Annotated in this window: 11 protein-coding genes; 7 read left to right on the forward strand and 4 right to left on the reverse strand. The window is 63.2% G+C overall.

Going from position 1 to position 12,858, the window contains the following annotated elements:
• Positions 1-155: 155 nt before the first annotated feature.
• Together HX855_RS26615 and HX855_RS26620 are read left to right on the forward strand one after the other, a co-directional pair.
• Positions 156-2,513, forward strand: a complete 2,358-nt coding sequence (locus HX855_RS26615; RefSeq protein ID WP_177089943.1) for a DNA polymerase II — start codon at positions 156-158, stop codon at positions 2,511-2,513.
• Positions 2,514-2,585: 72 nt separating this feature from the next.
• On the forward strand, positions 2,586-3,164 hold the full coding sequence (locus tag HX855_RS26620) for a GNAT family N-acetyltransferase (RefSeq protein WP_177089942.1): 579 nt from the start codon (positions 2,586-2,588) through the stop codon (positions 3,162-3,164).
• Positions 3,165-3,179: 15 nt separating this feature from the next.
• Here the strand turns inward: HX855_RS26620 and HX855_RS26625 are convergent, their stop codons facing one another.
• Positions 3,180-3,395 carry an AbrB/MazE/SpoVT family DNA-binding domain-containing protein gene (locus tag HX855_RS26625; RefSeq protein ID WP_003208231.1) on the reverse strand — a complete coding sequence of 72 codons (216 nt, stop codon included), beginning with the start codon at positions 3,393-3,395 and terminating at the stop codon, positions 3,180-3,182.
• 70 nt (positions 3,396-3,465) lie between these two features.
• On the opposite strand from HX855_RS26625, the gene HX855_RS26630 reads away from it, so the two are divergent.
• The 5 genes from HX855_RS26630 to HX855_RS26650 all read left to right on the forward strand — a co-directional run bounded on the left by HX855_RS26630 (position 3,466) and on the right by HX855_RS26650 (position 8,912).
• On the forward strand, positions 3,466-4,086 hold the full coding sequence (locus tag HX855_RS26630; RefSeq protein ID WP_177089941.1) for a glutathione S-transferase N-terminal domain-containing protein: 621 nt from the start codon (positions 3,466-3,468) through the stop codon (positions 4,084-4,086).
• A 164-nt stretch (positions 4,087-4,250) separates the two neighbouring features.
• The gene (locus tag HX855_RS26635) at positions 4,251-4,832 is read left to right on the forward strand and encodes a DUF4174 domain-containing protein (RefSeq protein ID WP_177089940.1); all 582 of its coding nucleotides are present in this window, start codon (positions 4,251-4,253) and stop codon (positions 4,830-4,832) included.
• Positions 4,833-4,935: 103 nt separating this feature from the next.
• Positions 4,936-5,448, forward strand: coding sequence for a sigma-70 family RNA polymerase sigma factor (locus tag HX855_RS26640; protein ID WP_029615745.1), 513 nt, complete (start codon positions 4,936-4,938; stop codon positions 5,446-5,448).
• The gene (locus tag HX855_RS26645; RefSeq protein ID WP_177089939.1) at positions 5,448-6,407 is read left to right on the forward strand and encodes a FecR domain-containing protein; all 960 of its coding nucleotides are present in this window, start codon (positions 5,448-5,450) and stop codon (positions 6,405-6,407) included. The genes HX855_RS26640 and HX855_RS26645 overlap by 1 nt, the downstream gene beginning before the upstream one ends.
• 84 nt (positions 6,408-6,491) lie before the next feature.
• Complete coding sequence (locus HX855_RS26650) at positions 6,492-8,912, forward strand: TonB-dependent siderophore receptor (RefSeq protein ID WP_177089938.1); 2,421 nt, start codon at positions 6,492-6,494, stop codon at positions 8,910-8,912.
• An 18-nt stretch (positions 8,913-8,930) separates the two neighbouring features.
• Here HX855_RS26650 and HX855_RS26655 read toward each other — a convergent pair whose 3' ends face one another.
• The 3 genes from HX855_RS26655 to HX855_RS26665 are packed head-to-tail and all read right to left on the reverse strand — an operon-like array spanning position 8,931 to position 12,856.
• On the reverse strand, positions 8,931-9,995 hold the full coding sequence (locus tag HX855_RS26655; RefSeq protein ID WP_375140094.1) for an acyltransferase family protein: 1,065 nt from the start codon (positions 9,993-9,995) through the stop codon (positions 8,931-8,933).
• A gap of 15 nt (positions 9,996-10,010) precedes the next feature.
• The gene (locus HX855_RS26660) at positions 10,011-11,426 is read right to left on the reverse strand and encodes a lipid II flippase MurJ (RefSeq protein ID WP_177089937.1); all 1,416 of its coding nucleotides are present in this window, start codon (positions 11,424-11,426) and stop codon (positions 10,011-10,013) included.
• Positions 11,427-11,428: 2 nt separating this feature from the next.
• A complete protein-coding gene (locus tag HX855_RS26665; protein WP_177089954.1) occupies positions 11,429-12,856 on the reverse strand; it encodes an O-antigen ligase in 1,428 nt (475 codons plus the stop codon).
• Between the last annotated feature and the right edge of the window lie 2 nt (positions 12,857-12,858).

A 12,858-nucleotide genomic window follows, 5' to 3' on the forward strand; every position in this document is an offset into this window, starting at 1 on the left:
CTCCGGTACGAATGATAGTAATTGTCATTAACATTCTGCAACAAGTTTGTGAGATTGCTGTCTGCGTACGCGTAGGTCATTTCCGTTAAATCGCCGCGCCTTGTCACAGGCCGAGTAGAATCACGCCCTGAAAGTGATTCTTGAGGTGTGGCAAGGTGGATTTACAGCAGGGGTTTGTCCTGACCCGGCATTGGCGCGACACCCCGGCGGGCACGGAGGTCAGTTTCTGGCTGGCTACCGATCAAGGCCCCAGGTGTGTGCGCTTGCCGGTGCAGACCTCCGTGATGTTTATCCCCCAGGCCCATCGCAAGCCGGCGGAGCTGCAGCTCAAGGGTGAGCGCGGCGTCGAGTGGCGCGACCTGGCGCTCTGCGACTTCCACCATCGCCCGGTGCTCGGCCTCTACACCCAACAACATCGTCAATTGATGGACCTGGAAAAACGCCTGCGCAAAGCCGGCATCGACGTCTACGAAGGCGATGTGCGCCCACCCGATCGCTACATGATGGAACGCTTCATCACCGCACCGGTGTGGTTCGGCGGCACGCCGGGCGAGGGCGGCATGCTGGTGGAGGCGCAGATGAAACCCGCGCCGGACTACCGCCCGCCCCTCAAGCTGGTATCGCTGGACATCGAGACCACCGCCCAGGGCGACCTGTATTCCATCGCCCTCGAAGGCTGCGGCGAGCGCCAGGTGTACATGCTCGGCCCACCGAACAAAACCGACGCGGTGGACTTCAAGCTCGACTACTGCGACACCCGCGCCGAATTGCTCGAGCGTCTGAACCAGTGGCTCGCCACCTATGACCCCGATGCAATCATCGGTTGGAACCTGGTGCAGTTCGACCTGCGTGTGCTGCACGAACATGCCCAGCGCCTGAACGTGCCGCTGTTGCTGGGCCGTGGCGGCGATGCCATGGGCTGGCGCGAACACGGCAGCCGCAATCACTACTTCGCCGCGGCGGCCGGGCGGCTGATCATCGATGGCATCGAAGCCCTGCGGTCGGCGACCTGGAGTTTTGAATCCTTCAGCCTGGAAAACGTCGCCCAGACCTTGCTCGGCGAAGGCAAATCGATCTCTACGCCGTACCAGCGCATGGACGAAATCAACCGCATGTTCGCCGAGGACAAGCCCGCACTGGCGCGCTACAACCTCAAGGACTGCGAGCTGGTGACGCGGATTTTCGAGAAGACCGAGCTGCTGAAATTCCTCCTGGAGCGGGCCAGCGTCACCGGCCTGCCGGCGGACCGCAACGGCGGTTCAGTGGCCGCGTTCACTCACCTGTACATGCCGCTGATGCACCGACAGGGGTTCGTCGCGCCGAACCTGGGAGACAAACCACCCCAGGCCAGCCCTGGCGGGTTTGTCATGGATTCGCGCCCGGGCCTCTACGAATCGGTGCTGGTGCTCGACTACAAAAGCCTCTACCCGTCGATCATCCGCAGTTTTCTGATTGACCCGGTGGGCCTGATCGAAGGCCTGCGTCACCCCGAAGACAGTGAGTCGGTGGAAGGCTTTCGCGGTGCACGGTTTTCCCGCACCCGGCATTGCCTGCCATCGATTGTCGCGCGGGTTTCCGAAGGCCGGGAAGTGGCCAAGCGCGAACACAACGCGCCGCTGTCCCAGGCCCTGAAGATCATCATGAACGCCTTCTACGGCGTACTCGGCTCCAGCGGTTGCCGCTTCTTCGACACCCGGCTGGCGTCGTCCATCACCCTGCGCGGCCACCAGATCATGCGCCAGACCCGCGAACTGGTCGAAGCCCGGGGTTATGAAGTGATCTACGGCGACACCGACTCCACTTTCGTCTGGCTCGGCGGCGCCCACTCCCAGGAAGACGCCACGCGCATCGGCCTGGACCTGGTGCAACACGTCAACACCTGGTGGCGCGAGCGCCTGCAGAATGAGTTCGGCCTGCAAAGCGCCCTGGAGTTGCAATACGAAACCCACTTCAGCCGCTTCCTGATGCCGACCATTCGCGGCGCAGAGGAGGGCAGCAAAAAGCGCTACGCCGGCCTGGTCACCCGCGCCGACGGCAGCGAAGAAATGATCTACAAAGGCCTGGAAACCGTGCGCAGCGACTGGTCGCCCCTGGCCCGGCAATTCCAGCAGGAACTCTACCAGCGCATCTTCCACCGCGAGCCTCATCAGGACTACGTGCGCGACTACGTACGCCGCACCTTGAACGGTGAGCTCGACGACCTGCTGATCTACCGCAAACGCCTGCGCCGGCAACTGGGGGACTATGAACGCAACGTGCCGCCCCACGTGCGTGCCGCGCGGCTCGCCGACGAATACAACGACCGCCAGGGCCGCCCGCGCCAGTACCAGAACGGTGGCTGGATCCGCTACGTGATCACCGTCAACGGCCCGGAACCGCTGGAAGTGCGCCAGGCGCCGATCGACTACGACCACTACGTCACCCGGCAACTGCAGCCGGTGGCGGATGCGATCCTGCCGTTTGTAAACGACGACTTCGGCACCCTGGTGGGTGGCCAGATGGGCTTGTTCTAAAACGGCTTGCCTTCACGTGGCCAGAGCCTGCAATCTTGGCCACTGACGACCACCCGACAGCGCAGCGCTCCCATGACTGAAATCACCCTGACCGGCACCACGGTCGAACTCCGCCCCTTGCAACGCGAACACGCGGCCGCGCTGGTACAGGCCGCTGCCGACGGGCAATTGTGGAACCTCAAAGTGACCAACGTGCCGGGCCCCGACACCGTTGAAAAATACGTGGACGTCGCCCTGGCCGGGCGTGAGGCAGGCACCATGATGCCGTTCGTCATCGTGCGTCGTGACACCGGTGAGGTCGTTGGCAGCACGCGGTTCTGGAAGGTCGACCGGGTCAACCGCAAGCTGGAGATCGGCCACACCTTTATCAGCCAGTCGGTGCAGAAATCCGGGGTCAACACCGAGGCCAAGCTGTTGCTGCTGACCCACGCGTTTGAAGTGATGGACTGTGTGCGGGTGCAGTTCACCACCGATGAACTGAATGAGAAATCCCGGGCCGCGATCCTGCGCCTCGGTGCGGTACAGGAAGGGATCGTGCGCCACGAACGCATCATGCCCGATGGCCGCAAGCGCAACTCGGTGCGCTTCAGCATCATTGATCCGGAATGGCCGCAGGTGAAGGCGGGTTTGCTGGCCAAGCTGGCTTACTGAGGGTTGCCGCAAGCCTCAGGGCTTGTGGCTCAACTCCTCCACCAACTCATCCATCCGGTCGGCGATTTTCGGTGTGGTCGACAACACAAAGCCTTTCTGCGTGCCCACATAGGTCTCGACGATATACAGCGTGTCGCCCACATCCAGCCCCAACTCCTGCAAGGCTTCGTCTGGCAGGCGAATGGCGCCGTCGCCGTCCCAGTCTTCGATCGTGACGCGTTTACTGTGCATGATGGCTTCCCGTTGAACGATTGAACGGCCTAGCCTAACACCTCAACCCACTGCCAGGAGGCTCGGCACCGTGTACACCCTTTACGGAACCCAAGGCACCGGCTCGTGCATCATCGAAATCGCCCTGCAGCGTTGCAGTGTTGAGTGGCGTCAGGTTGACGCCTGCTCCTGGGAGCACAGCGCGGGCAGCGAGGCCCTGGCGCGGATCAACCCGCTCAAGCAAATTCCTACCCTGCAACTGCCCGATGGCAGCGTGTTGACCGAAAGTGCGGCGATCCTGATTCACCTCGGCCTGCAATTTCCTGCCTCCGGCCTGCTGCCCGAGGCGCCTACCCAAGTCATTCGTGGCCTGGTGTACATCGCGGCCAACTGTTATTCGGCGATCGGCATCATCGACTACCCGGAACGCTGGACCGACAGCGCCGAAGCGCAGCAGCATGAACAGCTGGTCAGCGGCACCCGTCGCCGCCTGCATGGGGCCTGGGAAGTGTTTGCCGATCAATTTGCCGATCAACTGTTCACCCCGGCGCAGGGGCCGAATGCACTGGGGGTCATGGCTGCGGCGGTGTCGCGATGGGCGGGAGGGCGTGAGGCGCTACAGCAATCGCGGCCTGGGTTCGCCCGGGTGCTGGCACAGGTGGATACCGACCCCGACGTAGCGCCGGTGTTTGCCCGACACTGGCCGCGGTGAGCATCCGCAATCAAAAGAAACAATGAGGCGTAAGGTGGCTAAACGCCTTGCTTCGCGGGCGTCCTGACCTACGCTTTCTGAAGTTGTCGTAGGAATCATCCTTGAATTTGACTGTCGCAGACATGAAACTCAAGAACCCTGCATCGAATTCAAAGGAGGTGTGCATGCTCATCCGGTCGCTGACCCTGGCTACCTTGATGGCTTTTACGGGGCCGCTGCTGGCCGCGGATGATCTCAATCCGCTCAAGCAGGACCTGGGCAAGTCACGCCCGTTGGTGGTGGTGGAACTCGACTCCGGTAACCCGACGTTGGCCACCCTCAAGAAACAGCTGGACGAGCCTGCCAACAAGCAGTCCTTTGAAGAGCGCAACATGGTGCTCTACACCGTGTCCTTCGGCAGCATCGGTGCCGAGGGCGAGAAGTTCGCCAAGGACGCAAAGGACAACAAGAAGCTCGCGCCGCCTGAAACCAACGCGCTGATCCGTGCACTCAAGCTGGGTGCCGGCAGTGGCACCAAAGTGATTCTGGTGGGCAAGGACGGCGAGAAGAAACTCGAGAAGACCGTGCCGCCGGACACCCTCAACCTGGCGGATTTCTTCAGCGCGATTGACCAGATGCCCCAGGCGGAAAAGGACCTGGCTGCCCCGGCCGAGCCTGAACCCGCGGCCCCGGCGGCTGCCAAGCCTGGCGCCAAGGCCGGCAAGAACACCAAGCATCCAGCGCCCCAACCGGCACTGGATGATTGAACACCCGCAAGTGGCCGCCAGCCGGCCCTTGCGGTAGAAACTTGCAGCGCTGGCGTCATGAGTCATATGATAAGCGTTATCATTTGCACTCTGCGCGCCTTTCATGTCCCCGACTCCTGCGACAACTCCCACTGACCTGGCCACGCTTTACCAGCAGCAACACCGCTGGTTGCAGCAGTGGCTGTGGCGTCGCTTGAATTGCTCGCAGAGCGCCGCCGACCTGGCCCAGGACACCTTCCTGCGCTTGCTCGCCAAGAACCAGCCGCTTGAAGTCCTGGCGCCCCGCAGCTTTCTGGCCAAGGTCGCGCAGAGCGTGCTGTCCAATCACTTTCGCCGGCAAAAACTCGAAAAGGCCTATATGCAGGCCCTGGCCCTGTTGCCGGAAGAGTCGGCCCCCAGCGCCGAAACCCAGTGGATCCTCCTCGAAACCCTGGCTGCCCTCGACGAAGTACTCAGCCGCCTGGCGCTGCCGGTGCGCCAGGCATTCCTCTGGTCGCAACTCGATGGCCTGAGCCACGGCGAAATTGCCGAGCGCCTCGGCGCGAGCATCACCACGGTCAAGCGCTACATCGTCAAGGCCGGCGCCCAGTGCATCCTGCTGGACAGCCAGCGCTGATGAAACCTTCGCCACTGTCCCTGGAGGTGGCCGAGCAGGCCATGCATTGGCAACTGGAATTGCAATCGCCGGATGTCAGCGAACAGACCCGTGCCGCCTGGCTTGCCTGGTGCCAGCAAGACCCGGCCCATGAGCTGGCGTGGCAGCATTCGCAACGATTTTTTCAGCGCATGCACGACGTGCGTGCGCCGGCTCACCAGGCCTTGGTGAATGCGGCACTGCTGCCGGCTTTGTCGCGGCGCCGGGTGATCAAGAACCTTGCGCTGCTACTGGCAGCCGGCAGCGTGGCATGGGCGGCCCGGGATACACCCTTGGTGCAGCACTGGACCAGCGAGTACAGCACCGGTGTCGGCGAACAATGGCGTATCGACCTGGCGGACAACACCGAAGTCCAGCTCAATACCGACACGGCCATCGACGTGAAATACACCGAGGACGTTCGGCAGATCAGCCTGTTGCGTGGCGAAATCCTGGTGCTGCCCAACCCGGCGGATACGCGCCCCCTGTGGGTAAAAACCGCCGAAGGCCTGACCCGTGCCACCGCCAGTCGCTTCAGCATTCGCCAGCGTGGTGGCTTCACCCAACTGGGCGCCGACCAGGGTGTGCTTTCGGCGCAAATCCCCATGGGCACCATCAGTCTGCAACCCGGGGAAATCATCAGTTTCGACGCTAACACACTGCTGGCTCGCAGGCCCCAGCGCGACGGCGAACTGGCTTGGAGTCGCGGCATGCTGGTCGCCCAGGGGCGGCGCCTGGAAGACTTCCTCCATGAACTGAGCCGCTACCGGCGTGGCCACCTGGCCTGTGATCCGGCCGTGAGTGACCTGCGGGTGTCCGGCACATTTCCGTTGGGCGACACCGACCGCATCCTCACGACACTGGGGCAAACCCTGAAGCTGGACGTGGCCCATTTCACGCGTTTCTGGGTCACCTTGAAGCCGCGCCGTCACGCGGTCTGAATTTATTTTTTGCCCGAGGGTGGTCCGTTTGCGTTTCTCACGAGACTCGTATCCCCAGAAGCCAACTTTACTGGGGAGCAAGGTATGCAAGCGCGGCAACCGATACGTACAACATTGAAGAAGACATTGGCCGTTGCAATGGTTCGGGGCATTGCCGGCCTGACCATGGCAGCACCGGTGCTGCTGGCGCCGGCGTGGGTACAGGCGGCTGAGCAATACAGGTTCGATATCAAGCCGGGTTCCCTGGCGGGTGCGCTGAACCAGTTTGGCCAGGTCACGCATATCCTGCTGTCGTACCCGGCGGCGCTCACCGAGGGTAAGACCAGCGCCGGCCTGCAAGGGCTGCATGACCTGGACAGCGGCCTGGCGATCCTGCTCGGCAGCACCGACCTGCAAGCCGTACGCGGCAGTGGTGAAAGCTATTCCCTGGAGCCGCGCCCCACCGGCGGGGCCTTGCAGCTGGGCACCGTGTCAATCTCCGGCAAGGCCCCGGGCTCGACCACCGAGGGCACCGGCTCCTACACCACCCAGTCCTCCAGCAGCTCGACGCGCCTGAACCTCACTCCCAGGGAAACCCCGCAATCGCTCACGGTGATGACCCGCCAACGCCTGGACGATCAACGCCTGAGCACCCTCAGCGATACCCTCGACGCCACTCCTGGCATCATCGTATTGCGCGACGGCCTGGGCTCGGAAAGCGACGGCTATTTCTCCCGGGGGTTTCAGATCCAGAACTTCGAAATCGACGGCGTGCCCACCGTCACCCGCATGGACAACTACACCCAAAGCATGGCCATGTACGACCGGGTGGAAATCGTGCGCGGCGCCACCGGTCTGATCAGCGGCATGGGCAACCCCTCGGCCACCATCAACCTGATTCGCAAACGCCCGACGGCGCAAGCCCGGGCCAGCGTGACGGCCGAGGCGGGTAACTGGGACCGTTATGGCAGCGGCTTCGACGTGTCCGGCCCGCTGACCGAGACCGGCAACGTACGCGGGCGGCTGGTGGCGGACTACAAGACCGAACACGCCTGGATCGACCGCTACAAACAGGAAACCCAACTGCTCTATGGCATCACCGAATTCGACTTGAGCGAAGACACGTTGCTGACCCTGGGCTTCAGTTACCTGCGCACCGACGTCGACTCGCCGGCCCGTTCCGGCTTGCCCACACGCTTTGCCGATGGCTCGCGAACCAACCTCGGCCGCTCGCTGAACACCGCGCCGGCCTGGTCCTACAATGATCACGAACAAACCAGTTTCTTCACCTCCATCGAGCAGAAGTTCGATAACGGCTGGAGTGCCAAAGCCGAATTCACCCACAGCGAAAACCAGTTCGACGAGGTCTTCAATTACGTCAACGGTTCCCTCAACAGTGACGGCAGCGGCACCACCCAGTTGCCGGTGCGTTTCTCGGGCACCCCGCGTCAGGACAACCTCGACCTTTATGCCACCGGGCCGTTCGACTTGCTGGGGCGCGAGCATGAGCTGATCGCCGGTGTCACCCTGTCCAAATACCGCGAAAGCGTGCCCAGCTATGGTGGCTGGCACTACGACTATTCCGGCTCGCCGGCGGGCGCGATCGACAATCTGTTCACCTGGGATGGGCATTCGGCCAAGCCTGACTTCAACGTCACCGGCAAATCCTCGGCAGACGAGAGCCAGTACGCGGCGTACCTGAGCACGCGGCTGCGGGTCACCGATGACCTCAGCGTGATCCTCGGCAGCCGGGTGATCGACTGGAAGCGTGAAACCCGGGACCGGCCGTATGTGGGCGATGCGACCCGTACCGATGAATCGCAAACCGGGGTCTACATTCCTTACGCCGGGGTGGTGTATGACCTCACCGAGCACTGGTCGGCGTACGCCAGCTACACCAAGATTTTCAACCCCCAGGCGACGTGGGTGCGGGACATCAACAACAAGCCCCTGGAACCGATGGAGGGCAAAGGTTACGAGGTGGGGCTCAAGGGCAGCTTCTTCGATGAGCAGCTCAACACCAGCCTGGCCTTGTTCAAGCTGGAACAGGACAACCTGGCGATCTGGATCGATACCCCGGGCGGCAATACCTATCGCAACGAGAAAGGCACCACCACCGAAGGCGTGGAGCTGGAACTCAGCGGTGAACTCGCCGAAGGCTGGCAAGCCTCCGCCGGCTACGCATACGCGGTGAGCACCGATGCCGACGACAAGCGCATCGTCACCACCTTGCCGCGCCAGAGTTTGAAGACCTTCACCACGTACCGCCTGCCGGGTGATTTGAACAGGCTCACCGTGGGCGGTGGGGTGAACTGGCAGAGCAAGGTGGGGGAGGACCTGCACACCTTCAGCCAAGGCAGCTATGCGATCGCCAACCTGCTGGTGCGCTACGACATAACGCCCAAGCTGAGCACGTCGGTCAACCTCAACAACCTGTTTGACCGGGAGTACCTCAGCTACGCGGGCAACCACGGGATGTATGGTGCGCCGCGTAACCTGATGACCAGCCTCAAGTACGACTTCTAGGGGCCGCAGGCCTGGGGTTTATGCCCCAGGCTTTTCCCCGGCCACCACCGGCGCCTTGCGCACCGGGAACGGGAAGTAGAAAAACCGCAGGAAGGCCACCCGCTTGATCACTTCGCCGATCATCAACGGCACCACCACCGCCACCACCAGCCCGATAAACGCCGCCGCCACATCCGGCAACCCCAGGTGCTGCAGCAGGGCAATGGTCTTGTGCTGGATCTCGCCGTGGAAAATCAACAGGATCAGTGTCGACTGTCCGATGTAAGTCATGGCGCGGGTCAGCACCGCAGACGTCATCATCAACCCGGCCAGCGCCCAGCAGATGTACACACCGATCACCGCCAGGGCACTCGTCCACAGCCAATGGTCATAGCGGCGTTGAGCCAGGTCCATGGTGTCCCAGGTCGGGATGAAAATCGCGAAGTACACCACCAGCGCCACCACCATGCTCAGCAGCGAACTCTGGTGTTTGCGCAGAATGTCCCGCAGCAGGTAGCCGAGGATGAAATAGGTGCTGCTGATCAGCGTCACGTCCAGGCTGAAGGGCAGCCCCGGCATCGTCCAGGTCTGGCCGCCGATGGTGATCGGTACCTGCCAGAACCAGTCCAGGGTCCAGACCCCCAGCAGCAACTGCACGCCCACCACCACGCAACTCCACACCAGGGACAGGCCCAGGCGTTGCATCAGCCGCAGCATCACCCAGCCAAACAGTATCGCTACCCAGAAGTGCGGCAAAAACCACAAGGCCTGCCACGGCAGGGTGTCCACCGAGGCGTAGAGCACGCCACCAATGTCGGGCAGCAGCGGTTGGCCGCGCAGGATGTCGCGCACCAATACGTACACCAGCATCGTGGTGAAGAACGGCTTGAGCAGGGCATCGGCCTTGCGCACCGCCATTTCAACAAACGGCTGCTCGGGCTTGAAGAACACCCCGGAGAGGAAGAAGAACAGCGGCAGGATGAAGACCGCGAGTATCGGGTACAGCAAGTTCGGGGAATGCTCCACGAACCAGCCGTGCCCGAACACGATGATCAGGATGCCAATGCCCTTGGCAATATCCATTTGAATCCAGCGTTTTTTCACCTGACTGCTCCCACTCTATAAATCTGCCTTGCGCCACGGCTTGAGCCACAGGCCCATGCCCAGCAACACCACGGCCCCAGCCAGGGTGCTCAACCCCAGCTGCAGCCAAATACCTTGAATCCGAAACAACACCAACGCGGCCAAACCCATCACCAGCCCACTCAACACCCAGTGCCACTTCCAGGGCAGGGCGCCGAGCAAGCCCTGGCGTTGCATCAACAGCAACGCGGTGCACAGCACCCCGGCGAGGGCGGCGAGCGGGATGCCCGCCAGGCCAAACACAAACGGCAGCACACCCAGCAACAATACGTTCACCAGGCTCCCCAACAGCTCGCAACGCAGCGGCTGGCGGGTGTCGCCGGCGGCATAGGCGTAGCGCGCCAGCAGGGCATTCCAGGCGCCGAACACCAGCGGCACGGCGAACCAGGCCAACAGCAGCGGCAACGGCGAATCCACCGACTGCGCCGGCAGCAGCAACCCCACCAGGCTTGGCGCCGCCGCCACCAGGCCGACGCCGGCCGGCAGGGTCAGCAGGCTGGCGGTTTCCACGCCGCGCTTGAGCAGGGCCAGGCGCTCATCGCCCTGGCGGCGGCTCATCATGCCCAGCAGCACCTGGTTAAGGCTCATCAGGGCAATCAACGGCAAGTTCATCAGCTTGCGGGCCAGGTTGACCCAGGTCACCGCGCCTTCACCCAGCAAGGACGCCACCAGCCGTTCAATCAACGCCAAACCCTGGCTGGCGCCGTTGCTTAAAAGCAGCGGGCCTATGCGTGCGCCCAGCTCGCGTAATTCCAGTGTTGAAGCCCTCAGCCGCCACGGCCGCCAGCCCAGGCGCAGCATCGACGGCAACAGCGCCAGCGGCATCAGCAGGCTGCCGGTGAGGCAGGCCAGTGCCAGCGAGTGCGGTTGCGTGGCGGTACCGGCGAGGGCAAGGTAGGTCACCGGTGGCAGGTTGAACAGCAACGAGCCGAGCCCTGCGACCACAAAGCGCTCGTTGGCCTGTAGCGGGATACTGAACAGCGCATGCAGCATCAGCCCCGGCACGCTCCAGGCGAGAATCTGCAAGTTGCTGCTGGCGAGGCTGGTGGCCGTCGCCGCCAGCCCCGGGCCGAGCAGTTGCACCAGCCATGGCGCCAGCACCGTCAGCAGCAGGCTGGTCACCAGGGCGATCAGCAGTAGCGCCGGGAACAACACCGCCAGCCAGTCCAGGCGCTCGCCGTCCTTGCGTTGCAGGTACAGCGGCAGGGCGGCGGCACTCAGCACCCCCCCGGCCAGCGACATGCGCAACGCTTCGGGCAAAAACAGCGCGATCAGAAACGCATCGCTGCGCTCGCCCGCACCCCAGGCCGCCACCAACAACCACTCACGGGCAAACCCGAGGCACAGCCCCAGCAAGGTCGCCAGGGTCAACCAGAACGCCGATCCCAGCATGCCTAGGGCCCGACGCTATCGAGCACGGGCTTGCGGTAGGACACGGTCTTGGCCTTTGGCAGGCGCGCCGGAAACAGTCGCCGCGCCTCCAGCACGTTGATCCCCACCATCAGCCAGAACAGCGCAATCATCACCAGGGCGAAGCTGAAGTAGTGGTCAAAAAAACCGCTGACCAGTGCCGACAGAATCCCCGCCGTGCTGCCCAGCCAGATCGCGTTGTCCTTGGTCAGGCGGATCGGGCCGATCTCCGGCCGGGACTCGCGCCACCAGCGCCAGGTCACGGCGATAAACAGCAGCATGCTGATCACGCCGGTCTTGTAGACGAAGTTCAGCCACAGGTTGGAGATCCCCAGCAAGTGCGTGCCCGGTACCGGAGGGTCAACCTTGAAGCCGATACCCAGCGGGTAGCTGGCCACGGCCTGAGGGAACATCCGGTATTCGTCGAAGCGCACTTCGGTACTCGCGTTCTGCGCCGAAAAGATCGTCGCCAGACGTTCCTGCAGCGGTGGGTACGACAGCACCAGCGCCACGGCCAACGCCACGCCGATCATCAGCAAACGCCCGGTGTAGGGCACCCGGCGCGACGCCATCCAGATCAGTACCAGCGCCAGGCTGACCATCGCCCCCCGGCTACTGGCCAACAGCAGGGCTGCCGCACCCAGGCAGGCAACGCCCAGGCCGAGGCCGCGTTTCCAGCCGGTGTTGGTGATGCCGTAGCAGAACGCCAACGGCAGCAGCAGCGCCATGATCCCGCCGGTGGCATTCGGGTGCATCCATGGCGAGCCCATCCGCGACGCCATGGCACCCAGGCCCAGGGACAGGGTGTCGAGGCTGCCGTAGTTCATCAAGGTCAGGATCGGCAACATGCCCGAGGCCGAGCGCGAGCGGATAAATACGCCGATGGACATCACCAGCATCGCCAGGGTGCCCAGCAACAAGGCGATCACCAGGGCTTCGCGGTTCTTCTGTTCAACCAAAAGCTTGGCGGCGAGGAACAGCACCGACAGGTTCAGCAACCAGCGCAACCAGTTCGCCAGGCCGCTGGCCTCGGCAGTGATGCTGACCTGGCCGACGATAAACGGCACCACGGTGAAGATCATCAGCCACATCAACATGCGGTCGGTAGGGCGCCGCGACAGCGGTGGCGCAGCCGGCAGGCGCGAGAGGAAACCGTGCCAGATCACCGCCGCCCAGGTCAGGGCGATCAGCGCTTCGCTGACCGTACTGCGAATCCCCAGGTTGAGGGTGGAGTAGGGCATGAACGTTGCCACCAGGGCGAACAGCAGCAGGCCCCAGAACGGGAACCGCAAAATCGTCACGGCAGCGGCCAGGCCGATCACCGCCAGCACGGCCTTGGCCGGGGAAAGAAACAGGATCAACCCACCAAACAGCAGGCCGAAGAGGATGGCGACGAGGCTACTCAGTGAGATTC

This window comes from Pseudomonas sp. IPO3778 (assembly GCF_013386825.1).
GTDB lineage: Bacteria > Pseudomonadota > Gammaproteobacteria > Pseudomonadales > Pseudomonadaceae > Aquipseudomonas.

What these genes read in the sequence shown, in the direction of transcription:
- HX855_RS26635 (WP_177089940.1), top strand. Translation starts at nt 4,251, where the DNA reads ATGCTCATCCGGTCGCTGACCCTGGCTACCTTGATGGCTTTTACGGGG.
- HX855_RS26620 (WP_177089942.1), top strand. Translation starts at nt 2,586, where the DNA reads ATGACTGAAATCACCCTGACCGGCACCACGGTCGAACTCCGCCCCTTG.
- HX855_RS26640 (WP_029615745.1), top strand. Translation starts at nt 4,936, where the DNA reads ATGTCCCCGACTCCTGCGACAACTCCCACTGACCTGGCCACGCTTTAC.
- HX855_RS26650 (WP_177089938.1), top strand. Translation starts at nt 6,492, where the DNA reads ATGCAAGCGCGGCAACCGATACGTACAACATTGAAGAAGACATTGGCC.
- HX855_RS26660 (WP_177089937.1), bottom strand. Translation starts at nt 11,426, where the DNA reads ATGCTGGGATCGGCGTTCTGGTTGACCCTGGCGACCTTGCTGGGGCTG.
- HX855_RS26645 (WP_177089939.1), top strand. Translation starts at nt 5,448, where the DNA reads ATGAAACCTTCGCCACTGTCCCTGGAGGTGGCCGAGCAGGCCATGCAT.
- HX855_RS26625 (WP_003208231.1), bottom strand. Translation starts at nt 3,395, where the DNA reads ATGCACAGTAAACGCGTCACGATCGAAGACTGGGACGGCGACGGCGCC.